Annotated in this window: 17 protein-coding genes; 15 read left to right on the forward strand and 2 right to left on the reverse strand. The window is 60.4% G+C overall.

The window, feature by feature from the left end:
- Nucleotides 1-291: 291 nt before the first annotated feature.
- Entirely contained in the window at nt 292-2,565 is a 2,274-nt protein-coding gene (locus ACJ8IL_RS22970) for a TonB-dependent siderophore receptor (RefSeq protein WP_197781685.1), read from the reverse strand.
- 284 nt (nt 2,566-2,849) lie between these two features.
- On the opposite strand from ACJ8IL_RS22970, the gene fes reads away from it, so the two are divergent.
- The 11 genes from fes (at nt 2,850) to ACJ8IL_RS23025 (ending at nt 17,138) form a co-directional block, all read left to right on the forward strand.
- Nucleotides 2,850-4,229, forward strand: coding sequence for an enterochelin esterase (gene fes / locus ACJ8IL_RS22975; protein ID WP_141971567.1), 1,380 nt, complete (start codon nt 2,850-2,852; stop codon nt 4,227-4,229).
- On the forward strand, nt 4,204-4,410 hold the full coding sequence (locus ACJ8IL_RS22980; protein WP_048325765.1) for an MbtH family protein: 207 nt from the start codon (nt 4,204-4,206) through the stop codon (nt 4,408-4,410). Before fes ends, ACJ8IL_RS22980 begins: the two co-directional genes overlap by 26 nt.
- 32 nt (nt 4,411-4,442) lie before the next feature.
- Nucleotides 4,443-8,387, forward strand: coding sequence for an enterobactin synthase subunit F (locus ACJ8IL_RS22985; RefSeq protein ID WP_442516871.1), 3,945 nt, complete (start codon nt 4,443-4,445; stop codon nt 8,385-8,387).
- A 176-nt stretch (nt 8,388-8,563) separates the two neighbouring features.
- Nucleotides 8,564-9,820, forward strand: a complete 1,257-nt coding sequence (gene entS, locus ACJ8IL_RS22990) for an enterobactin transporter EntS (RefSeq protein WP_060448269.1) — start codon at nt 8,564-8,566, stop codon at nt 9,818-9,820.
- A gap of 211 nt (nt 9,821-10,031) precedes the next feature.
- The gene (locus ACJ8IL_RS22995) at nt 10,032-11,237 is read left to right on the forward strand and encodes an isochorismate synthase (RefSeq protein WP_048325772.1); all 1,206 of its coding nucleotides are present in this window, start codon (nt 10,032-10,034) and stop codon (nt 11,235-11,237) included.
- Nucleotides 11,238-11,244: 7 nt separating this feature from the next.
- Nucleotides 11,245-12,873, forward strand: a complete 1,629-nt coding sequence (locus tag ACJ8IL_RS23000; RefSeq protein ID WP_442516872.1) for a (2,3-dihydroxybenzoyl)adenylate synthase — start codon at nt 11,245-11,247, stop codon at nt 12,871-12,873.
- Between the two features lie 3 nt (nt 12,874-12,876).
- Nucleotides 12,877-13,737, forward strand: coding sequence for an isochorismatase (locus ACJ8IL_RS23005; RefSeq protein WP_004930014.1), 861 nt, complete (start codon nt 12,877-12,879; stop codon nt 13,735-13,737).
- A gap of 61 nt (nt 13,738-13,798) precedes the next feature.
- Entirely contained in the window at nt 13,799-14,863 is a 1,065-nt protein-coding gene (gene yncE, locus ACJ8IL_RS23010; protein WP_060433936.1) for a 7-bladed beta-propeller protein YncE, read from the forward strand.
- A gap of 122 nt (nt 14,864-14,985) precedes the next feature.
- A complete protein-coding gene (locus tag ACJ8IL_RS23015) occupies nt 14,986-15,606 on the forward strand; it encodes a DUF2238 domain-containing protein (RefSeq protein WP_049204134.1) in 621 nt (206 codons plus the stop codon).
- 325 nt (nt 15,607-15,931) lie between these two features.
- Nucleotides 15,932-16,666 (forward strand): winged helix-turn-helix domain-containing protein, encoded by a 735-nt coding sequence (locus ACJ8IL_RS23020; RefSeq protein ID WP_230201419.1) that lies wholly within the window; start codon nt 15,932-15,934, stop codon nt 16,664-16,666.
- Nucleotides 16,647-17,138, forward strand: a complete 492-nt coding sequence (locus ACJ8IL_RS23025) for a hypothetical protein (protein WP_197781681.1) — start codon at nt 16,647-16,649, stop codon at nt 17,136-17,138. The genes ACJ8IL_RS23020 and ACJ8IL_RS23025 overlap by 20 nt, the downstream gene beginning before the upstream one ends.
- Nucleotides 17,139-17,204: 66 nt before the next feature.
- On the opposite strand, the gene ACJ8IL_RS23030 is transcribed toward ACJ8IL_RS23025, so the two are convergent.
- On the reverse strand, nt 17,205-17,909 hold the full coding sequence (locus ACJ8IL_RS23030) for a winged helix-turn-helix domain-containing protein (RefSeq protein WP_442516873.1): 705 nt from the start codon (nt 17,907-17,909) through the stop codon (nt 17,205-17,207).
- 479 nt (nt 17,910-18,388) lie between these two features.
- Between ACJ8IL_RS23030 and ACJ8IL_RS23035 the strand changes: the two genes are divergently transcribed.
- The 4 genes from ACJ8IL_RS23035 to ACJ8IL_RS23050 all read left to right on the forward strand — a co-directional run bounded on the left by ACJ8IL_RS23035 (nt 18,389) and on the right by ACJ8IL_RS23050 (nt 22,945).
- On the forward strand, nt 18,389-18,949 hold the full coding sequence (locus tag ACJ8IL_RS23035) for a fimbrial protein (protein WP_147823588.1): 561 nt from the start codon (nt 18,389-18,391) through the stop codon (nt 18,947-18,949).
- Between the two features lie 85 nt (nt 18,950-19,034).
- A complete protein-coding gene (locus tag ACJ8IL_RS23040; RefSeq protein WP_147823587.1) occupies nt 19,035-19,580 on the forward strand; it encodes a fimbrial protein in 546 nt (181 codons plus the stop codon).
- A gap of 29 nt (nt 19,581-19,609) precedes the next feature.
- Entirely contained in the window at nt 19,610-22,165 is a 2,556-nt protein-coding gene (locus tag ACJ8IL_RS23045; protein ID WP_173890587.1) for an outer membrane usher protein, read from the forward strand.
- 30 nt (nt 22,166-22,195) lie between these two features.
- Complete coding sequence (locus ACJ8IL_RS23050; RefSeq protein ID WP_147823585.1) at nt 22,196-22,945, forward strand: fimbria/pilus periplasmic chaperone; 750 nt, start codon at nt 22,196-22,198, stop codon at nt 22,943-22,945.
- Nucleotides 22,946-22,986: the final 41 nt, after the last annotated feature.

A 22,986-nucleotide genomic window follows, 5' to 3' on the forward strand; every position in this document is an offset into this window, starting at 1 on the left:
AGTCGGTGAACCTCTACAACACGCGGCGGCCGCACTTGTCGCTGAAATACAAAACGCCCGATGAGGTTCATCGGGCGTTATCCGGTTGAAAAGTGTCAACCTATATCAGGACTAGTCACTGACAAAGGAGGAAAAAGCGTGGTTTTTCCTCCTTTGTGGTTATCAGCCGAAAATCAATGAATTGATTTTCCTTGTTTTCTATCTGTCGCCTAATGAAAGCCCGGCAACGTCATCCGCTTTGTCATTTACCTCAAGGGGTGCTGAGCCCCCCTTTGTCGTTGGGTCATGTCATCAGAAGTGGGTGTTGATGCTCATGTAGTAGGTACGGCCCGGTTCGTTGTAGGTGGCCGCGCCCGCGCCGGCGATGTTGATCGCGCCGGTGTTCGGATTGCCCACGTTCTGCGCATTGCCGGCGCGGAACTGGCGCTTGTCGAACAGGTTATCGATGCCGGCGGTGAGGCTGACGTTTTTGGTCAGATCATAGGTCGCGCTGGCGCCGACGACGGCGTAAGGGCTGACCTCATGGGTTTCGCCGCCGGTGGCCGGTTTACCCTGGTAGTTGTACTTCTTCGGCTTCTGACGGCCGTACCAGGTCAGGGTGGACTGCATCGACAGATCCTGCGTGGCCTGCCAGCTGAGGGTCGAGTTGACGGTGAACTTCGGGATCACCGACAGGTAATCGCCGGTGGTCTTGTTCTTGTTCTCGATCATGTAAGTGGCGTTGTTGCTCCAGGTGACGGTCTCGCTGACCGGCACGTTCAATGAGCCCTCCAGCCCTTGCACCACCGCCTTCGGTACGTTCTCCCATTGGTAGACGGCTGTACCTTTACTGCTGGTGGCGATGCGAGAAGTGCCCGCTTCAATCTTGTTGTGGTAATCGTTACGGAAGTAGGTCACGCCGGCCAGCCAGCCTTCGTTATGGAACTCCACCCCGACCTCTTTATTGACGCTGGTTTCCGCCTTCAGATCGTCGTTGCCGAGCAGGTAGCATCCATTGGTGGTATCACCGGCTGCGCAACCTTGACCTTTACTGTACAGCAGGTAGTTGCCGTTGGTCTGGAACAGGGTCGGCGCCTTGTAAGAACGGGCGATGCCCATTTTCAGCGTGAAGTAGTCGCCCAGTTCCTGCGACAGGTTCAGCGCCGGGCTCCAGTTGTTGCCGGATTCTGAATGCAGATCGTAACGCAGACCCGGCGTCAGCATGGTGGTGTCGGTCAGCTCGATGTTGTCTTCGGCGAACAGCGAGAAGATATGCGCGGAAGCGTAAGGGCTGCGCGTGCCGTTGCCCATGCCGGGAATAGTGCCGCCCATCAGCGTTTGGCTGGTGGACGTGCCGTCTTTCATCCGCTGTTGGGTCCACTCGGTACCCAGCGTGGCGGTCTGTGAAACGCCCAGCTCAAACGGCACGCTGACTTCGCTGTGCGCCAGAAAGTCATCCAGTTTGGTGGTTGTAAAACCGCCATTTGGTTGACCTTCGGTTCCCCCGGCTAACCCTTCACTTAAGCGGGTGTTGCGGGTGCGCTCGAACTGCACGTAGTTGTTGGTGCTCACGCCGTTGTCCCAGGTGCCGCGGTGGGTCAGGCCGAAGGTCTCACGGTAGATGCGGTTGGTCTCTTTGCCGTAGTTGCTCTGTACCAGCGGACTGGAGTTGGTGTTCTGGGTATCGCCGGCGTACAGGTTGCCCTGGCGGCCATAGGCGTACTCGAACTCCAGCGACTGCAGATGAGCGAAGTCCCAGTGCAGCAAGGCGTCGATGTTTTTATCGACCACCCCTTCGCGCCCGGCAGGTCTGCTATCGGCGTAGCCTGGTGCGCGGTACGACTTATGCGATTCGTTAATGTCCCAGGCGTCGGCCTGCGTTTTGCTGTAGCCGCCGAACAGGCGGAAGCTCAGGGAATCGCTCAGCGGGCCGGACAGGCTGAAGTCGGTGCGCTTGGTGGCGCCTTCCTGCTTGTGCTGCGGCACGTTGAAGTAACCGTTCAGCGAGCCGTGCAGCGCATCACCGGCCTTCTTGGTGATGATGTTGACCACGCCGCCCGCGGCGCCGTTGCCGTAGCGCGCTGCGGCAGGGCCGCGCAGCACTTCGATGCGCTCGATCATTTCCGGCGGCACCCAGGCGGTATCGCCGCGCGAGTCGCGCTCGCCGCGCCAGCCCTGACGCACCGAGTTGCGGCTGGAGGCCGGTTTGCCGTCGATCAGAATCAGGGTGTTTTCCGGGCCCATACCGCGGATATCGATCTGGCGGTTGTTGCCGCGCTGGCCGCTGGTGGAGTTGCCGGTCAGGTTAACCCCGGGCATGGTGCGGATCAGTTCGCTGATGTCGCGCGCCGGCGGGCGTTTTTTGATCTCTTCGGCGGTGATGGTGGACACCCCCGGCGCCTGCAGGTTCTGCCGGGCGGCGGTCACGACGATGGTGTCTTCGCCGCGCGGCTTTTTATCCGCTGTGCCGCTGTTTTCTTCCGTGGTGGGGGTGTCGGTCTGCTGCGCGGCGTTGGCGAACGCGGACGCGCCCAATCCCAAGCCGATAAGAGTGGCTAAAGAATAACGTGATAGCTTGCTTTTCATTTGAGTGTCCTACCTTGCTGCCATCCCTCGCCGAACGGGGGGAAGGGCGGTTGTAGTTTTTGTGTAGTCGGAAATAGAAAATCGGCTGCGGCAAGGGATGCCATTGATGTATCCCCGATCCCTGTCCGTTGCGCGCAATACCAGCACGATCTCCAAGCCTTACACACTATTGCAAATGCAAATTATTATCAATAGTATTTGGCGTACAGTGCGTTCGGGCGGTGGCCGGCGATAGGGAAAAGTCGACGTTCCCGGTGCCGCCAACTACAAAATGGGTAGGCGTTGTGAATACAGAACTACAGTCAGAAAGCAGCAGATTATTGGCCAGCAGCAATGCGGGCAGTCCAGGGTGGTGGTTGACGGTGGCACGGCGCGGTACGCCATGGGTAGAACCGGCGGGTAACGGCCGGTGGCGAACCACCTTTTTCTGGCGCGATCCTCAGGGATGCGAATTGACCTCCGCCTACCGTCGCGTGTGGATCAACATTAACTGCCTGACCGACCATCACCAGCCGAATCCGCCGCAAAGCCTGCAGCGTTTGGCCGGTACCGACGTGTGGTACTGGCAGACCGAGCTGAGCGGCGCCTGGCGCGGCAGCTACTGCTTTATCCCCTGCTTTGACGAGCGGCCGCCGGCGTTCAGCGGCGACGATGCGCACGCCAACATGCACAACCTGCGCCACTGGTGGCACCAGGTGTTTGCCAGCGCCACGCCCGATCTGCTCAACCCTTATCGCTCCTGGCAAAGCGCCAGCGGCCACAGCGTCTCCGGCCTGCACATGCCGGATGCGCCGCCGCAGCCGGTATGGCGCTCGTTCGACGAATATGAGATCGCCAGCGGGCGCTGCACGCCGCCGCTGCCGGCGCGTTTGCAGCGCCATACCTGGCAGAGCGAGCGCCTGGGCAACAGCCGCGACGTCTGGATCTACACCACCGGCGACAGCAAGCCGGCCGAGCGCCCGCTCGCGATCCTGCTCGACGGCCAGTTCTGGGCGAAGCAGATGCCGGTTTGGGAGCCGCTGATGCAGCTGACCCGCGAAGGGGCATTGCCGGAAGCGGTGTATGTGCTGATCGACATCATCGATCTGCCGCATCGGTCGCGCGAACTGACCTGCAAGGACGACTTCTGGCTGGCGGTGCAGGAAGAACTGATGCCACAGCTGGCCGACTGGGCGCCGCACAGCGACAAACCGGCCGACACGGTGGTGGCGGGGCAAAGCTTTGGCGGCCTGGCTTCCCTGTATGCCGGGCTGCGCTGGCCGCAGCGCTTCGGCGCGGTGATCACCCAGTCCGGTTCCTACTGGTGGCCGCGGCGCGACATGCTGCAGCTGCCGAGCATTCCCGACGACGCCTGCTGGTTGCTGCAACAGGTAGAACGGCACGGCTTGGGCAATCACGGCGCGCTGAAGGTATTTATGGAAGCCGGTTCGCAGGAAAAACTGGTGCATCGGGTCAGCGGTGAAATGGCGGCACGCCTGAGTGACGCCGGCCATCGGGTGCACTACCGGGTGGTGGAAGGCGGGCACGACGCGCTGTGTTGGCGCAGCGGCCTGACCGATGGGCTGCAGGCGGTCTGGGCTTCCGCTTTCGCCACCGCTTATCCGGCATCGGCGACGGCAACGGCACGAGGAACACATGGTGGAAAGCCTGAATCCGTTCGATGATCAACAGCAGCGCAGCCTGGTGCTGCGCAACGTACAACAACAATACAGTTTGTGGCCGGATTTCCGCGCCATTCCGTCCGAATGGACGATCGTCTTCGGCCCGGCGGCGCGCACCGCGTGCGCCGAATGGCTGGAGCAGCATTGGCAAGACATTCTGCCGGTCGCAGCACGCGAGGCGTGACCGGCGCCAGGTAATCACGGGAGCAATAAGCAGTGTCACACACCCCTAACTCTCTCAGCGGCCCGGCGCTTGCGGGCGAATGGCCGTTGGTCGCGGCGCAACCCGGCATTTGGGTCGCCGATCAAATCTCCCCGCATCGCAATGCCTACGCGGTCGCACATGCCATCGAACTCAACGGCCCTGTTGCCGTGGAGCCTCTGCTGCAGGCCATCATCCAGGGCCTGAACGAGGTGGACATGCTGCGCCTGCGTTTTGCGGAACGCGACGGCGTGCCGGTGCAATGGCTAGACGACGCGCTGGCGGTGCACGAGCCGGAACTTGTCGATCTGACGACGTCGCCGGACCCTGAAGCCGCCGCGCGTGCGCTGATGGACATCGATCTGGCGAGCGATCTGCGCGCCGGCAGCGGCGCACCGCTGTATCGCCATGTGGTGATGCGCCTGGCGGACGATCGCTGGTTCTGGTATCAGCGCTATCACCATCTGCTGGTGGACGGTTTCAGCTTCACCGCCATCGCTCGCCGTGTGGCGGCGATTTATACCCACCTTTGCCGCGGCGACGCGCTGGAGCCGACGCCATTTACGGCGTTCAGCGACGTGGTGGCGGAATACCAGGCTTACCGGCAGGCGCCGGCCTGGCAACGCGACGCCGATTTCTGGCTCGAAAAAGCGCGGCAGTTGCCGCCGCCGGCCACGCTCTGCCCGCAGCCGCTGGCTGGGCAAACGCCCACGCCGCGCATCCATCGATTGGAACAGCGCTGCGATCCGCAGGCCTTCGCCGAACTGGTGCAGTGTGGCGCACAGCAGAAGCTGAACGCCGCCGATATGGCGGTGGCGCTGGTGGCGCTGTGGGTATCGCGCCTGAGCGGCCAACCGAGCTTCAGCGCCGGTTTTATCTTTATGCGCCGCACCGGATCGGCCGCCCTGTGCGCTGCCGGCCCGGTGATCAACGTGTTGCCGATGGAGATGCACCTCGAGCCGCAGGCCACGCTGTATGAGGCTGCCACCCGCATCAGCCGCGAGCTGAAAACGGTGCGCCGCCATCAGCGCTACGACGCCGAACAGGTGCAGCGCGATCTGGGCCGCATCGGCGACGGCGAACCGCTGTACGGCACGGTCTTCAACTTCAAAATGTTCGATTACCAGCTGGATTTCGCCGGTATCGAAGGCATTACCCACGATCTGGCCTCCGGGCCGGTGCGCGATCTGGAGATTGCGCTGTTTATCGACGAACACCATCAGCTGAAGGTGGAGCTGCTGGCCAACGCCGAGCGTTACAGCCGCCAGGAACTGCAGGCGCACCTGCAGCGGTTGCCGCTGCTGCTGGCGCAGTTCGCCGCGCAGGCAACGTTGCCGATCGGCGAAGCCGATATGCTGACCGCCGACGATCACGCGCTGCTGGCGCGGGTCAACGACACGGCGCACCCGGTGCCGGCGACCACGCTGAGCCAGTTGCTGGCGCAGCAGGCGCAAACCACGCCGGACGCACCGGCGCTGGCGGATGCGCATTTCAGCTTTACCTACCGCGAAACGCGGGAGCAGGTTATGGCGCTGGCGCGCGAGCTGGTGGCGCAGGGCGTGCGGCCGGGCGACATCGTGGCGGTGGCGCTGCCGCGTTCGGTGTTCCTGTCGCTGGCGTTGATGGCGATCGTGGAAGCGGGCGCCGCCTATCTGCCGCTGGACACCGGTTATCCGGACGAGCGGCTGGCGATGATGCTGGAAGACGCCGCGCCCCGGCTGGTCATCACTAACCCGGCGCAGCAGGCGCGTTTCGCCGACAAGGGCGAAATCTTGCTGTATGACGCGCCGCTGGCGGCCGATCACGCCGCCGGGGTGGCGATCGCGGGCCCGACGCCGGACCATGCGGCCTATATCATCTTTACCTCCGGCTCCACCGGGCGCCCGAAAGGCGTGCTGGTCGGCCATCAGGCGATCGTCAACCGCCTACTGTGGATGCAACACCAGTATCCGCTGGGGGCGGACGACGCGGTGCTGCAGAAAACGCCGTGCAGTTTCGACGTCTCGGTGTGGGAATTCTTCTGGCCGCTGATGGTCGGCGCCCGGCTGGTGATGGCGCCGCCGGAGGCGCATCGCGATCCGCAGCAGCTGCAACAGCTGATCGCACAACACCGCATTACCACGATGCACTTCGTGCCGTCGATGCTGGCGGCTTTCGTGGCCGCACTGGACGACGACGCGGCGGTGGCGAACTGCGCCGCGCTGCGCCAGGTGTTCTGCAGCGGCGAAGCGCTGCCGGCAGAGCTGTGCCGTCTGTGGCAAAGCCGCACGGCGGTGCCGTTGCATAACCTCTACGGCCCGACCGAAGCGGCGGTGGACGTGACCTGGCATCCGGCTTACGGCGACGCACTGGCGAAAGTGACCGGCGCCAACGTGCCGATCGGTCTGCCGGTATGGAACACCGGGCTGCGCATTCTTGACGCGCGCCTGCGGCCGGTGCCGCCGGGCGTGGCGGGCGATCTGTATCTGACCGGCGTGCAGTTGGCGCACGGCTACCTGGGCCGGCCGGATCTGACCGCCAGCCGCTTTGTCGCCGATCCGTTCGGCGAGGGCGGGCGCATGTACCGCACCGGCGACGTGGCGCGCTGGCTGCCGGACGGCACGGTGGAATATTTGGGCCGCAGCGACGATCAGCTGAAGATCCGCGGGCAGCGTATCGAGCTGAGTGAAATCGACCACGCCTTGCTGTCGCTGCCGGGCGTGCGCCAGGCGGTGACGCACGCGCTGGTGCTGCAGGGCACGCCGGTGGATGCCGGCGGCGATGCGCGCCAGCTGGTGGGCTATCTGGTGATGCAGCCTGGCGCGAGCTGGGATGCGCAAGCCCTGCGCGCAGCGCTGGCCGACCGTCTGCCGCCGCACATGGTACCGGTGGCGCTGGTGGAAATGAGTGATTTGCCGCTGAGCGCCAACGGCAAGCTGGATCGCAAGGCCTTGCCGCAGCCGCAGGGCGGTGAGCGCAAGGCAGGACGGCCGCCGCAGGCCGGGCTGGAAAGCGAGATCGCGGCGGTGTTCGCCCGTTTGCTGCAGCGCGAGCAGGTGTTCGCCGATGACGACTTCTTCGCGCTCGGTGGCCATTCGCTGCTGGCGATGCGGCTGGCGGCGGAGCTGCGCCGCGATCTGGGCAAGGCGGTGTCCGTCGGCCAGGTGATGGTGGCGTCGCGCGTCGAGCAACTGGCTGTCTTGCTGGCGGAAGATCGCACGCAGGAAGAGGCCGATCGCAGCGGCTTCGACAGCGTATTGCCGCTGCGCGTCACCGAGGGGCCGACGCTGTTCTGTCTGCACCCGGCGTCCGGTTTCTCCTGGCAGTTCAGCGTATTGCCACGCTATCTCGATCAGCACTGGTCGCTGGTCGGTATTCAGTCACCGCGGCCGGACGGCCCGCTGGCGCTGAGCGAAGATATGGATCAGGTGGTGGATGCCCACCTGCAGACGGTGTTGCAGGTCCAGCCGCACGGGCCGTACCACTTCATCGGCTACTCGCTGGGCGGCACGCTGGCCCAGGGCATCGCCGCCCGGCTGCAGGCGCGCGGCGAAGAGGTGGCGTTCCTCGGCCTGCTGGATACTTATCCGCCGGAGACCCAAAACTGGGACGTGATGCTGGACGACAACGTGTTGAAGGAAGTGCAGCGCGAGCGCGAGCAGTTTCTGGCGGTGTCGCAGGATACGCTCGATCCGGCGCTGGGCGAGACGCGCACGGCGATGTTCGACAACATCGAAGCCAACTACGCCGATTCGGTGCGGTTGCTGTCGCACACGCGTACCGCTCGCTTCCACGGCCAGGCGACGCTGTTCGTCGCCAAACGCACGCTGCAGGAAGGGATGGACGTGCAGCAGACCTGGTCGCAGTACGTCGATGCGCTGCAGGCGCACGAGCTGGACTGCGCGCATGTCGATATCGTTTCGCCGGCGTCGTTCAAAGTGCTGGGGCCGCTGCTGAACCGGATCTTGCGCACGCTGTGATCGCGCCCGTCATCTCGCCGCCAGGCACGGGGATTACCCCGCGTGTGGCGGCGTTTCTTGCGGTTGCTCACAATTGAATATCAATGATTTTTATTATCATTATTGATTTCGTCATCTGTGCTAGCATAGCGCTCCGCAATTGCAGAATCCCCGTTTAAAGATGTGGTGAACAACCGATGAGTAGCAAACCCTCCATCCTGCTTGATTTCAGCCTGTTGAAAACTAACCGGGCTTTCCGCGCGGTGTTCTGCGCGCGCTTTATCTCCATTGTGGCGCTGGGGTTGATGGCGATCGCCATCCCGGTGCAGATCCAGGCGCTGACCGGTTCCACCCTGCAGGTCGGGTTGGCGGTGACGCTGGCCGGCGGTGGCATGTTCGCCGGGCTGCTGATGGGAGGCGTATTGGCCGATCGCTATGAGCGGCGCCGGCTAATCCTGTTCGCACGTTCCACCTGCGGCGTCGGCTTCGTCGGCCTGTGCCTCAATGCCCTGTTGCCGTCGCCTTCACTGGCGGCCATTTATCTGTTGGCGGTGTGGGACGGTTTCTTCGGCGCGGTGGGGGTGACGGCGCTGCTGGCGGCCACGCCGGCGCTGGTGGGCCGCGAAAACATCGTGCAGGCGGGCGCCATCAGCATGCTGACGGTGCGCTTCGGCTCGATTCTTTCCCCGGCGATTGGCGGCCTGGTGATCGCCCATATGGGCATTGCCTGGAACTATGGCCTGGCGGCGTTCGGCACCCTGCTGACGCTGCTGCCGTTGCTGAGCCTGCCGCAGCTGATGCCGCCACCGCAGCCGCGTGAACACCCGCTGCGCGCGCTGGCGGGCGGCTTCGCCTTCCTGTTCCAGAACAAGGTGATCGGCATGGTGGCGCTGATCGGCGCGCTGCTGACCATGGCCAGCGCGGTGCGCGTACTGTACCCGGCGATGGCGGAAAGCTGGCACATCGACGCTGCCCACCTCGGCTATATGTACGCCGCCGTGCCGCTCGGCGCGGCCATCGGCGCGTTTACCAGCGGGCGCGTGGCGCACGTGGCGCGCCCCGGCTGGGTGATGCTGCTGACGGCGATCGCAGCATTCGCCGCCATTGGCCTGTTCGGCCTGATGCCGTGGTACAGCCTGGCGTTGCTGTGCCTGGTGGCGTTCGGCTACCTGAGCGCGCTGAACTCGCTGCTGCAATACGGCCTGATCCAGAGCCTGACGCCGGACAATTTCCTCGGCCGCATCAACGGCCTGTGGACGGCGCAAAACGTGGTGGGCGATGCGCTGGGCGCGTTGCTGTTGGGGGCGATGGGCGCCTTCATGCTGCCGGCGATGAGCGCCAGCGGTTTCGGCTTCGGCGCCGCGCTGCTCGGCATCCTGTTGCTGTTCGCCATGACCGGTTTGCGCCAGGTGACGTTGCACAAACCGGAGCCGCAGCCCGCCACAGAAAAGTAGTCGAACGCGTTAAGACAACGCTGTGGGATCAAATAGCAATGCTTATCATCGGCATGCGTAAAACCCACAGCGTTTATGTCATGATTTCGAAATGAAAGAAGTGCTTACGTTTATTGACATAGCAAATATCGGCGAGTAATTTAGCGCGGAATTAACTCAAATGATAATCATTATTATATTGGTTATCACTTCAAAAGATGAGGGCGAAGCGATGGATACTGCCGTGAACGACATCAATCGAAAGGAAATGCAGGAGCGCGAAGAACACCGGTTCGCCGCTGATTTTTCTCCGGCGTCGGGCTTCTTCTTTACCTCCCCTTTCCGCAGCTTGACCACCACCGGTTGTTTCAGCCGCATTCGCCTGCCGGCCGCGGACGGCGCCGATCTGAACGGCGAGTTCCAGCGCAGCGTACGGCAGGCGTTTGCCGAAGCCCGTCAGGCCGGCATCAAAAAACCGCTGCTGTGCGGCGCCATCCCGTTCGATACCCGGCAGCCTTCGGCGCTGTTTATTCCGCAGCAGAGCCGCTGGTTCGATCGCGCCGCTTTTATGGCTGGCGTTCGGCCGCCGGCGAACGGCCCTGAACTGGCCGGCGTGACGGAGCTGCCGCCGCAGCAGCCGTTTATGAAGATGGTCAGCGACGCCGTCGACGCGATGAAGGCCGGTGAGCTGGATAAAGTGGTCTTGTCGCGCCTGCTGGAGATCGAAACGCGCCAGCCGGTGGATCGCCATGCGCTGATGGCGCGCGTGATTGCTCAGAACCCGCACGGTTTCCATTTCCATGTGCCGCTGGAGCAGGGCGCGCTGTTGGGCGCCAGCCCGGAGCTGCTGCTGCGCCAGGACGGCGGCCGTTTCTATTCCAACCCGCTGGCCGGTTCCGCCCGGCGCGAGGCCGACCCGCAGCGCGATCGCGAAGTGGGGGAGCGTCTGATGGCCTCGGCGAAAGATCGCCACGAGCATCGCATCGTCACCGAAAGCATGCGTGACGTGCTGGCCGGCCGCTGCCGCTACCTGAACGTGCCGCACACCCCTGAATTGTTGACTACCACGACGCTGTGGCATCTCTCCACGCCGATCGACGGCGAGGCAGCGTCTCCAGACGAAAATGCCCTGTCGCTGGCCTGCCTGCTGCACCCAACGCCGGCGCTGTGTGGCATGCCGACGGCCGAGGCGCACGCCCTGATCGGCAAGCTGGAGCCGTTCGATCGCGGCCTGTTCGGCGGCATCGTCGGCTGGTGCGACGACGAAGGCAACGGCGAGTGGGTTGTGACTATCCGCTGCGGCACCGTTGACGGCAACCGGGTACGGCTGTTCGCCGGCGCCGGCATCGTGGAAGACTCTTCACCCGAATCTGAATGGCATGAAACAGGCACCAAACTCAGCACTATTCTGCGTGCCTTTGGTATGAATCAAGGATAACGACAAGATGAGCATTGCCTTTACCCCCTGGCCGGCGGAGTTCGCCAGCCGCTATCGCGAACGCGGCTACTGGACTGACAAGCCGCTGACCGAGATCCTCGACCGCCAGGCCAACAACGACGCCCCGGCGATTATCGACGCCCAGGGCAGCCTGACCTACCGCGAGCTGCAGCTGCGTTCCGATCGTCTGGCGGCCGCTCTGCTGCGCCGCGGCGTGAAATCCGGCGACACCGCGTTGGTCCAACTGGGCAACGTGGCGGAGTTCTATATCGTGTTCTTCGCGCTGCTGAAAATTGGCGTGGCGCCGGTCAACGCGCTGTTCAGCCATCAGCGCAGCGAGCTGAATGCCTATGCCGAGCAGATCAAACCGGCGCTGCTGATCGCCGATCGCCAGCACGGGCTGTTTGCCGACGATCAATTCCTGAACGCCTTCCGCGATGCGCATCCTTCGTTGCGGGTTGTGGCACTGCGCAGCCAGCCTGAGGGTGAGCTGGCGCTGGCCGCCTGGCTGGACGAAGCCAGCGACGGTTTCGTCGCGCAGCCTTCTGCGGCCGATCAGGTGGCGTTCTTCCAGCTTTCCGGCGGCAGCACCGGTACGCCGAAGCTGATCCCGCGTACCCACAATGACTACTACTACAGCATTCGCCGCAGCGTGGAGATCTGCCGTTTCGACGCGCAGACCCGCTATCTGTGCGCGCTGCCGGTGGCGCACAACTACCCGATGAGCTCGCCAGGCGTGTTGGGCGTGTTTTATGGCGCGGGGCTGGTGGTGTTCGCCGCCGATCCGGACGCCGGGCAGTGCTTCCGCCTGATCGAACAGCACCAAATCAACGTGACGGCGCTGGTGCCGCCGGCGGTCACGCTGTGGCTGCAGGCGATCGAAGAGTGGGGCGGCAATGCCCAGCTCGCCAGCCTGAAACTGCTGCAGGTGGGCGGCGCCAAGCTGGGCGAAACGCTGGCGGCGCGTATTCAGAACGAAATCGGCTGCCAACTGCAGCAGGTGTTCGGCATGGCGGAAGGGCTGGTGAACTACACCCGGCTGGACGACGACGAGCGCCACATCCTGACGACGCAAGGGCGGCCGATGTCGCCGGATGACGAAGTATGGGTGGCGGATGACGACGGCAATCCGTTGCCGGCGGGCGAGGTCGGCCGGTTGATGACGCGCGGGCCTTATACCTTCCGCGGTTACTACCAGAGCCCGGCGCACAACGCCGACGCCTTCGACGCTGACGGTTTCTACTGCTCCGGCGATCTGATCAGCATCAGCGAAGACGGTTACATCACCGTGCAGGGGCGGCAAAAAGACCAGATCAACCGCGGCGGGGAGAAGATCGCCGCCGAGGAGATCGAGAACCTGCTGCTGCGTCATCCGGACGTGATCAACGCTGCGCTGGTGTCGATGCCGGACGCGCTGATGGGGGAGAAGAGCTGCGCTTATATCATCGCCAACGCGCCGCTGAAGTCGGTGGTGCTGCGCCGCCACCTGCGCGAACAGGGCGTGGCGGACTTCAAACTGCCGGATCGCTTTATTCAGGTGGACAGCCTGCCGCTGACTCCGGTCGGCAAAGTGGACAAAAAACGGCTGCGTCAGCAGCTCGACGAGCAACTACAGACTCAGGCTCAGGGAGATTAATCGATGGCCATTCCAAAACTTAATGACTACGCGCTGCCGACGGCGGACGAACTGCCGCAAAATAAAGTCACCTGGCAGGTAGAACCGCAGCGCGCCGCGCTGCTGATCCACGATATGCAGCAGTATTTCCTCAATTTCTGGGGCGAAGACAGCGCGCTGATCAAACAGGTGGTGGAGAACATCGCCAACCTGCGCCGCTACTGCAAACAGCAGGGCATTCCGGTGTTCTATACCGCGCAGCCGAACCAGCAGAGCGATGAAGACCGTGCGCTGTTGAACGACATGTGGGGGCCGGGCCTGAACAAACACCCCGAGCAGCAGGCGGTGACCGCCGCGCTGGCGCCGGACGAAGACGACACGGTGCTGGTGAAATGGCGCTACAGCGCCTTCCACCGCTCGCCGCTGCAGGAGATCCTGCAGGAGTCCGGCCGCGATCAGCTGATCATCTGCGGCGTGTATGCGCACATCGGCTGCCTGACCACCGCCATCGACGCCTTCATGCGCAACATCCAGCCGTTCATGGTGGCCGACGGCCTGGCGGACTTCTCGCGCGACGAACACCTGATGGCGCTGCGCTATACCGCCGGCCGCTGCGGCCGGGTGGTGACCACCGCGTCTCTGCTGCCGGCGGCCGGCATCGCCAGCATCGACGCGCTGCGTCAGCAGATCCTGCCGCTGCTGGACGAAGACAGCGAAGACATGGGCAACGATGAGAACCTGATCGATTACGGTCTGGATTCGGTGCGCATCATGGAGCTGGCGACCCGCTGGCGCAAGATCCGCGGCGACATCGACTTTATCGCGCTGGCGCGCAACCCGACCATCGACAGCTGGTGGGCGCTGCTTTCCGAAGAGAAAGCCTGATTTTAATAACGATGAGAGGGCGGCCGCTCGGCTGCCCCGTTGGCTCTATAAGGAGATTTCGATGAATGCTTTGATCACCAAGGGAAAACGTGCGGCATTTCCGCTGATGCTGCTGTCCACACTGCTGTTCTCCAACTCGTTGCTGGCGCAGACCGCGCCGGAAGTGCTGCGCAAACCGGTCGGCAAGGGCGCCTATGAAATGGCCTACAGCCCGAGCGAGAACGCGCTCTACCTGGCGACGTCGCAGAGCCGCAAGCTGGACAAGGGTGGCATCGTTTACCGCCTGGACCCGACCACGCTGGACGTGACCCAGATTATTCATAACGACATCAAGCCGTTTGGCGCCGCCGTCAACGCTAAAACCGGCACGCTGTTCTTCGGCAACACGGTCAATAACTCGGTGACCGCCATCGACGCCAAGACCGGCGACGTGAAAGGCCGCCTGGTGCTGGACGCGCGCCAGCGTTCCGAGACCGTCAAGCCGCTGGCGCCGCGCGAGCTGGTGGCGGATGCCGACAGCGATACCCTGTACATTACCGGGCTGGGTGAATCCAGCGTGGTGTGGGTGGTGGACGGCAAGGATCTGACCCTGCGTGCCACCGTGACCGACACCGGCAAATACGGCACCGGCCTGGCGCTGGACGCCGCCGCCAAGCGCCTGTACGTCACTAACGCCGACGGCGAGCTGGTGACCATCGATACCCAGAGCAACAAGGTGCTGTCGCGCAAGAAGCTGGATGAGTCCAAAGAGCACTTCTTCCTGAACATCAGCCTGGATACCGCCACCCATCGCGCGTTCATCACCGATTCCAAGCAGCCACAGGTGCTGGTGGTGGATACCCGCAGCGGCAACATCCTGAGCAAGATCGACGTGCCGGAATCGCTGGCGGTGCTGTTCAACCCGGCGCGCAATGAAGTTTACGTGACCCATCGCCAGGCGGGTGAAGTGAGCGTGATCGACGCCAAGAGCTACAAGGTGCTGAACACCATCAAGACGCCAACCCACCCGAACAGCCTGGCGCTGTCGCCGGACGGCCAGACGCTGTACGTTAGCGTCAAGCAGGCTTCCAGCCGCGAGAAAGAAGCGACCGCGCCGGACGACGTGATCCGCGTAGCGCTGAAATAATCCCGCGCAGGGTAAACCCCCTCGAACAGGCGAAGCGGCGACGCTCCGCCTGTTTTTTTTTTCGCCGTGCGATCTGCGGTATAAAGTGTGGATTGCCTTATTGATCCGAAGGAACGTGGGTTATGCCTGCCTCACGCACACCGTTGTTGTTGTCCGTTATTACCCTGCTGCTGCTGGCCGCGCTGATCCACAGCGGCATCAGCCCCTACGATCGCACCACCTGGTTGATGGAGGTGGCGCCGGTATTGATTGTTTTGCCGTTGCTGTGGCTGACCCATCGCCGTTATCCGCTGACGCCGCTGCTCTACACGCTGATTTTCTTCCATGCGCTGATCCTGATTTTCGGCGGCATGTACAGCTATGCTCGCGTGCCGCTGGGCTTTGAGGTGCAGCAGTGGCTGGATCTTGGCCGCAACCCGTACGACAAACTGGGGCATTTCTTCCAGGGATTGGTGCCGGCGCTGGCGGCGCGCGAGATCCTGCTGCGCGGCGGTTATGTGCAGGGCCGCAAGATGCTGGGCTTCGTGGTGTGCTGCATCGCGCTGGCGATCAGCGCGGTGTATGAGTTGATCGAGTGGTGGGCGGCACTGGCGCTGGGCCAGGGCGCCGACGAGTTTCTCGGCACCCAGGGCGACCCGTGGGACACGCAGTCCGATATGTTCTGCGCGTTGCTCGGCGCGATAGCCGGCCAGTGGCTGTTCGGTGGCTGGCAGGGTAGGCAACTGCGGCGTTTAAAAGAGTAAGCCTTGTTGCGTTAAGCCTAGTGAAAATAGCGACTTCTCGTGCCGCCCAGTATTTTCCGGGCGGCATTTTAATGTCGACATGATAAGAAATAGATAATCATCAGTTAAATGTTTGGCACCCTGTGAGACAGCACAATGTTATTTCTTATATTTATGATTATTTAGCTTTTTATGCGTTTCTCTAGGAATTTTCTTAACTCGCGCCGTGTGCTACTATTCTCATGTTTAACAAGGGCTAATTATTATTAATTAGTTTTTTGAGCGGGGAATAATGAGATACATAATTAATAATAAGATTAAATATCATGAAGATAGATCAGAGTTGGTGGATATCAATGCTGAGCTACCGCCTCAACCGCTCACCGCCACCCTGAACCGCCTGCTGTCCACATTGGTCAGAAACAATAACCTGGTGCTCTCCCGCGATACCCTGCTGACGCAGGTATGGGAAGCGCACGGCCAGGTGGCCTCCGGCAATAACCTCAATAACACCATTTCCATCCTGCGCAAGATGTTCGCCGCCCTGGGCGAGGACGAGATTATCGTCACGCTGCCGCGCCAGGGATTTATGTTTACCGCCACTTCGTTGAAGACGACGGACAGCCTGTCGGAGAGTTCGTCGGAGATGCCGATCCCGGCGGCTGCAGAAAGCGCCTTGCCGACCAAGCCGCTGCGAGCGCAGCGATTTAAGCGCCTCGGGTTGGCCGCGTTGCTGCTGTTGGCGGCGGGGAGCGGTCTGTGGGCCTGGCAGGACGCCGGCTATGCGCCGATCAGCACGGTAAGCGTAGGCAACATCGGCAGCTGTGAGGTGAAGTTCATCGCTTCTTATCATAAGACCGGTTCCGGCAAGGCGGATTTGGCGCACTTGCAAACGTTGCTGGATAAACGAAATCATATTCACTGTAGTGAACCGGCGACGCTGCTTTATTACGACAGCCAGTCGGTGGTACCAGGCAGCGCAGAACGCGTGCGATCTTCTTACTTCTTTTATTGTCCGCAGACGGCGATGGCGGCGGGCAAAGCGCAATGCGAGAACTACTATGAAAGTCTGGAAAAATAACCGGATATGGCATTACCGTTACGCGCTGTTAGTCTTTGCGGCGCTGGCCTGCTGTTGCGTCGCCGCTTATGTGCTGTTCGCTATGCCGCAGGTGCCGGAATGCCGGGCGTCGATGCGGGTGCATAATCAGGATAAAGATGCGGCGATGGAGCGTGTGCTGCTGGTGAGCATCGTGCCTGAGGGCGCGCGACAGCTCACTATGTTGATGAGCGGCAGTTTTTTTGATGGTGATACACGTTATGTGGTCGATCGCTCCGTGGAAATGAGTTACCAGCGTCGCGGCAGCAACTACACCATGTGGGTAACGAAAAATACCCGCAAGCCGCAGGACTCTGTCGTTCGCGAGGATATGAATCGCCGGTTGCCTATCGCCGGGCAGCAGTTGCATATGCGCATCGAGCGTATCGATCGGCATCACTATCTGTTTACTGATAACCATTCGCCGCTTTTTGTCTGCGTGACTGGCGCATAACGGTCCCCCCCAGAATTACCGGGGGGCCGATGTTGTCTCTGACCCTGGGTATCAAGAGCGAAAAGATTAAGGTTGATTGCCGGCTATATAATTATTGATGCAAGGGCTGTTACCGGTACGCGGGCAGTAGGTGACCTGCTGTTCATCCTGGTTAGTGCTCTCATTAAGAATGTTAGCGTAATAATAGACGTCGGCCCGCGTACGGCAATTGAAGCCCGCCTGTTGTATCACCTGCTTGATGTTCTCCAGGCTTCCTCCACCTAAAGTCATACTGTACACCTGGCAGCTTTGGTAATTCCCAAGTGGATAAACGCTGATACGCGTGCTGTTTTGATACAGCACAATGATGGCAAAAGGCACCAGACAGGCAGCGGCAATCATTATTAAGCGTTGTAATGCTCGTCGGATGCTGGGGGGAGAAGTCCCGGGGGGCGGCGTAGACGCTATTTCCGTTTCACGGTGCTTTTCTTCTCTATATATTTCCACCTTATTTTCATTCGCTTCATGAATGTTTCGAGCAATAAATTTAAACCCCTGACGTGGATAGGTGACGATAATCTCCTCGGCGCCAAACTGCGCCAGTGATTTACGTAACCCGGAAACGTAATTGTTTAAGTTATTGTTGGAGGCTTTCAGCCCATAATCGACCCAAACATCATTAAGCAACCTCTCTCGCAACAACAGCTTATTATTATTCTTGATGAACAACGAAAGCAGTCTGCTGGTCGGCTTCAGTAAAGCTATTTTATTGCTGGCATTATCGACATGCATCAATGTGCCTTCCTCCTCGTTATAGAGGATGCTCTCATTTATAATGAAAATCATTTTATTTACCCGTCAACTTTCCTGTCGAGAGATTATTCTGAGACCTCTGTGTACTTTTTTCAATCCCTTGAGTTGCAGGGCAATAGGATTTTTCTCTTTATTCGTGTAATTGAAATGAAATGTTTATCTGCTTACAAGTTTTTTAATATAAATACTGATAATTAAATCCTATTTATCGTGATTTTAATCTATTTAATTATTATTTTATCGATAATAATCCTGTGTTTTTGTATTTTTGCGACATAACGTTTCAAATGGAAGGCGCTAAGTGTAAATTTGTTTCCACTGATACGGGGCGCGGAAACGCAGCGTATTAGCCACGGAGACAATGCTCAGAAATCTCAGGAATAAAACTGCTGCATTGCATGCGTGACTTAAGGATTTAATTCTTCTCCACTACTTACTAAGGAATGTAAGGAATCTCTATGAAACTGAACAAAATTATGATTGCAGCGGTATTGGCCTTCGGCGCTTCTTCTATGATGGCCCAGGCTGCGAATCAGGGTAGCGGTACCGTCACTTTCAACGGTGAAATCATCGATGCACCATGCTCTATCGCTCCGGGCGATATCGATCAAACTGTTGAAATGGGGCAAATCTCCAACCTGAGCCTGAAGGACGGCCGTGAGTCTCAATTAAAACAGCCGGTTACCATTAAGCTGCAAGACTGCACCAGCGCCACACAGAAGACAGTGCAGACCACCTTCACCGGTCAGCCTGGTGGCGCGGCCGGTAACGATAATAAAATGATCGGGTTTGGCAGCGGCAGCACTGCTAAAGGGGCGAGTATCGTTATGACCGATGACGAAAACGGTAATGCCGTGATTGAGTTGGGCAAGGCGACCGCAGGTCAGGGTATTAAAGCGGGCCAGGAAACAGCAGATCTGAAATTCACCGCCTTCCTGAAAGGTAATGGTGGCGCTTTGGATACTATCGTTCCGGGTGCATTCACCAGCGTGGTTAACTTCGCGCTGAACTATCAATAAGCGCTTTATCTGAATAATGCCAGCATGCGGGGTAGCCCGCATGCTTTTCCCCAGAATGGATTCCTGTTTGCAAGGGATAATCTCTATGGCCCTGATTGGCAAAAATGTAGTGGCGCCTTCCCTATTGGTCGCGATTTTTACGGCCCAGGCGATGCCGGCAACGGCTTCGGTTATTGGCTGGGGAAGAGTCAATATGGAAGGCGCTATTGTCAACGCGGCCTGCGCCATTGAGTCGGCCAGCCGTGATCAAACCATCGACATGAAAACTTTGCCGGTGGAACAAATTACCCGCGATGGGCACGGGCTAACCCGTTCCTTTACGCTGAAATTAGTGAACTGTGGGTTGTCGGGTGATAATTCCGCTAATTCTGGGCGCCAGCATTTCCGGATGATATTTGACGGTAATGCGGAAGGAAAAAACTTCGGCGTCATCGGCGATGCCCGTGGCGTGGCGTTACGCATTGCCGACAGTATCGGCACAGATATTTACCCTGGGGTGCCGATGTCAATAGAAAATACCCTGACAAAAGATTATCGCTTGAATTATTCAATGCAGCTGGTAGCTAACAGCCAGGTATTGCGCGCAGGGGATTACCGCTCCGCCATTCGTTTTAAATTGGATTACTACTGATTATAAATAAGTTAAAGGTTGGCGGGATCATGGATGCGAGAAAATTTAAATCGGGGGCACTCCCGTTAAGTTTATTAGGGATATGTATTTCTCTGGCTCTCTGCAGCCTGGCCTTTCAGGGGCGGGCGGATGATGCAATTCAGTTCAACACCGACATCCTGGATATCAACGATCGTAAAAATATCGATCTCGGCCGCTTTTCCAAAGGCGCCTACATTATGCCGGGCAAGTACAGCATGACGGTATTGGTGAACAAGCAGTCATTGGATGAGCAGCCGGTGGCTTTTTATCCGCCGGAAAACGATCCCGATGACAGTGCGGCCTGCGTCTCGCCGCAGCTGGTTGAAAAACTGGGCCTTAAAACCGAGTTTCTCAAGCAGCTGCGCTGGTGGCATAACGAGCAGTGCTTGGATCTGACCAGCCTCAAGGGCATTGAGGCCAGGGGCGATCTGGCGGTGTCGGCGTTGTATCTGAACATTCCCCAGGCCTATTTAGAGTACTCCACACCGGATTGGGATCCGCCGGCGCGCTGGGATAACGGCATTCCCGGCCTGCTGCTGGACTATAACCTGAACGGCCAGGTGCAGAAGAACCGCAACGGTGGCGGCCAGACGCAGCGCCTGGGCGGCAACGGTGCAGTGGGTGCCAACCTGGGCGCCTGGCGGCTGCGGGCCGACTGGCAGACCAGCCTCAATCACCAGACCGGCTCAGGGGAATCGAGCCAGAGAACGTTTGACTGGAGCCGCTATTACGCTTTCCGCGCGTTGCCGCAGTGGGGCGCGCGCCTGGCGCTGGGGGAGGATTCGCTGCAGAGCAACCTGTTCGACAGCTTCCGCTTTACCGGCTTCAGCCTGATGTCGGACGACAACATGCTGCCGCCTAACCTGCGCGGCTATGCGCCAGAGGTGACCGGCATCGCCAAAACCAACGCCAAAGTCACCATCAGTCAGCAGGGCCGCGTGCTGTATGAGGCGCAGGTCGCCGCCGGGCCGTTCCGCATCCAGGATCTGAGCGATTCGGTGATGGGCAAGCTGGACGTCAAGGTTGAGGAACAAGACGGCAGCGTGCAGCAGTTTCAGGTGGACACCGCCAGCATTCCTTACCTGACGCGCCCCGGCATGGTGCGCTTCAAGTTTGCCGGCGGCCGACCGTCGAACTGGGAGCACCAGGTGCAAGGGCCAACCTTCGCCGCTAGTGAATTCTCCTGGGGGATCAGCAATGGTTGGTCGCTGTTCGGCGGGGCCATCGCCGGTGGCGATTATAACGCGCTGTCGCTGGGGCTGGGGCGCGATCTGTTGGTGCTCGGCGCGCTGTCGTTTGATACCACGTATTCGCGGGCCAGATTGCCGATCGACGACGGCACCAAAAAAGGCGGCTCGTACCGCTTGAGCTATTCGAAAAGCTTTGATGAATACGACAGCCAAATCACCTTCGCCGGTTATCGCTTCTCGGAAGAAAATTTTATGACCATGAGCGAATACCTGGACGCGCGCTATCACGGCCTGCGGAACGGCAAAAGCCGGGAAATGTACACCATTACGTTCAACAAACAGTTCCGCGATCTGGGGATCAGTACCTATCTCAACTACGACCACCAGACTTACTGGGATAAGCCGACCGACGAACGCTACAGCCTGGCGCTGTCGCGCTATTTCAACCTGGGAGCGTGGAAAAATCTGAGCGCCTCACTCTCGGCCTATCGCAATAAGTCCAGAGGGACCAACGACGACGGTATGTATCTGAGCCTGACGGTGCCGTGGGGAGGGGATGCCAACCTCAGCTACAGCAGCTCGTGGAACCGTAACAATAACAACCAGCGGGTGGGTTACTACCAACGGCTGGATGAACACAACAACTACCAGTTGACCGCCGGCACCTCGCGCAGCGGTGAATCCGCCAGCGCGTTTTACAGCCACGACGGCGACGCGGCGCGTATCGATACCAACGTGAGTTATCAGAGCGGCCAGTATTCCTCGTTAGGCATGAGTCTGCAAGGGGGCGCCACGCTGACCGCCCAGGGGGCGGCGCTGCACCGCAGTGGGAACTTTGGTGGCACCCGTCTGCTGTTGGACACCGATGGCGTGGCCGGGGTACCGGTACGCGGCTATGGCGCCACGAGCCGCACCAACATGTTTGGCAAAGCGGTGGTGACGGACGTCGGCAACTTTTACCGCAGCCGGGCGAGCATCGATCTGACCAACTTATCGGACGAGGCTGAAGCGACGCAGTCGGTGGTGCAGGCGACGCTCACCGAAGGGGCGATTGGCTACCGGCGCTTCAACGTGATTTCCGGCCAGAAAGCCATGGCGGTGATCCGCCTGGCGGACGGCAGCACGCCGCCGTTTGGCGCCGAGGTGTTCAACCGCCGCAGGCAGCAAACCGGGATTGTGAATGACGGCGGCAGCGTTTACCTCAGCGGTATCCGCGCCGGTGAACAAATGACGGTGCATTGGGAAGGGAAGGCGCAATGTGAAATCGATCTGCCGGCGTTGCGCACGGATGTCGCTCTGAGCGATCTGCTGCTGCCGTGCCGGCGCGTGGCCGCAGGCAGTGAAGGCCAGGCAGATGCCCCGGAAAACCCGTAAATGCAATTTTTGACCAAATGGAAGCTTATTATGCGAAACAACACTGTAAAAACGCTGTCGGTAGCCGGCCTGCTGACCACCACCTTGCTGAGCGGCCAGGCGCAGGCCGCCATCGCGCTGGATCGCACCCGCGTGATTTTAAACGGCGGCGATAACTCGGCCAGCATGAACATCACCAATAAAAACACCCAGCTGCCTTATCTGGCCCAGGGCTGGCTGGAGAATGAGCAGGGTGAAAAAATCAACAGCCCGCTGATCGTGTTGCCGCCGGTGCAGCGGGTGGAGCCGGGCGCACAAAGCCAGGTCAAGGTGCAGGCGCTGCCGGCCACCAAGGCACTGCCGCAGGATCGCGAGAGCCTGTTCTACTTCAACCTGCGCGAGATCCCGCCGAAGAGCACCAAGGCCAACACGCTGCAGATCGCGCTGCAGACCCGCATCAAGCTGTTTTACCGCCCGGCGGCGATCGTGCCGAACAAAAACGCCGCGTACAGCCCGTGGCAAGAACAGCTGACGCTGACCCGCCAGGGTGCGGGCTTTAAGGCCAATAACCCGACCCCGTATTACATCACGCTGGTTGATGCCCGCAGCAGCAAGAGCGGTAAAACTGCCGCCGGTTTTGAACCGCTGATGGTGCCGCCGAAAGGTAGCGTCATGTTAGGCGCCACTGGCCTGGGCAATGCACCGGTGCTGACTTATATCAATGACTACGGCGGCCGCCCGGATCTGACCTTCAAGTGTGGCGCCGGCGATTGTCAGGTGGTGCCTGAGAAGCAAGGATAATCGGCGCCGGCAGCGGCGCTCCATCAGTTGAAGCGGCAGGG

The organism is Serratia sp. CY47444 (assembly GCF_052168635.1).
GTDB classification, from domain to species: Bacteria; Pseudomonadota; Gammaproteobacteria; order Enterobacterales; family Enterobacteriaceae; genus Serratia; species Serratia bockelmannii.

Bases quoted from the DNA above. Each gene is read 5' to 3' on its own strand.
- ACJ8IL_RS23005 (WP_004930014.1), top strand. From the start codon at position 12,877: ATGGCCATTCCAAAACTTAATGACTACGCGCTGCCGACGGCGGACGAA.
- ACJ8IL_RS23040 (WP_147823587.1), top strand. From the start codon at position 19,035: ATGGCCCTGATTGGCAAAAATGTAGTGGCGCCTTCCCTATTGGTCGCG.
- ACJ8IL_RS22970 (WP_197781685.1), bottom strand. From the start codon at position 2,565: ATGAAAAGCAAGCTATCACGTTATTCTTTAGCCACTCTTATCGGCTTG.
- ACJ8IL_RS23030 (WP_442516873.1), bottom strand. From the start codon at position 17,909: ATGCATGTCGATAATGCCAGCAATAAAATAGCTTTACTGAAGCCGACC.
- ACJ8IL_RS22995 (WP_048325772.1), top strand. From the start codon at position 10,032: ATGGATACTGCCGTGAACGACATCAATCGAAAGGAAATGCAGGAGCGC.
- ACJ8IL_RS23045 (WP_173890587.1), top strand. From the start codon at position 19,610: ATGGATGCGAGAAAATTTAAATCGGGGGCACTCCCGTTAAGTTTATTA.
- ACJ8IL_RS23025 (WP_197781681.1), top strand. From the start codon at position 16,647: ATGAAAGTCTGGAAAAATAACCGGATATGGCATTACCGTTACGCGCTG.
- ACJ8IL_RS23000 (WP_442516872.1), top strand. From the start codon at position 11,245: ATGAGCATTGCCTTTACCCCCTGGCCGGCGGAGTTCGCCAGCCGCTAT.
- ACJ8IL_RS23050 (WP_147823585.1), top strand. From the start codon at position 22,196: ATGCGAAACAACACTGTAAAAACGCTGTCGGTAGCCGGCCTGCTGACC.
- entS (WP_060448269.1), top strand. From the start codon at position 8,564: ATGAGTAGCAAACCCTCCATCCTGCTTGATTTCAGCCTGTTGAAAACT.
- ACJ8IL_RS23035 (WP_147823588.1), top strand. From the start codon at position 18,389: ATGAAACTGAACAAAATTATGATTGCAGCGGTATTGGCCTTCGGCGCT.
- ACJ8IL_RS23015 (WP_049204134.1), top strand. From the start codon at position 14,986: ATGCCTGCCTCACGCACACCGTTGTTGTTGTCCGTTATTACCCTGCTG.
- yncE (WP_060433936.1), top strand. From the start codon at position 13,799: ATGAATGCTTTGATCACCAAGGGAAAACGTGCGGCATTTCCGCTGATG.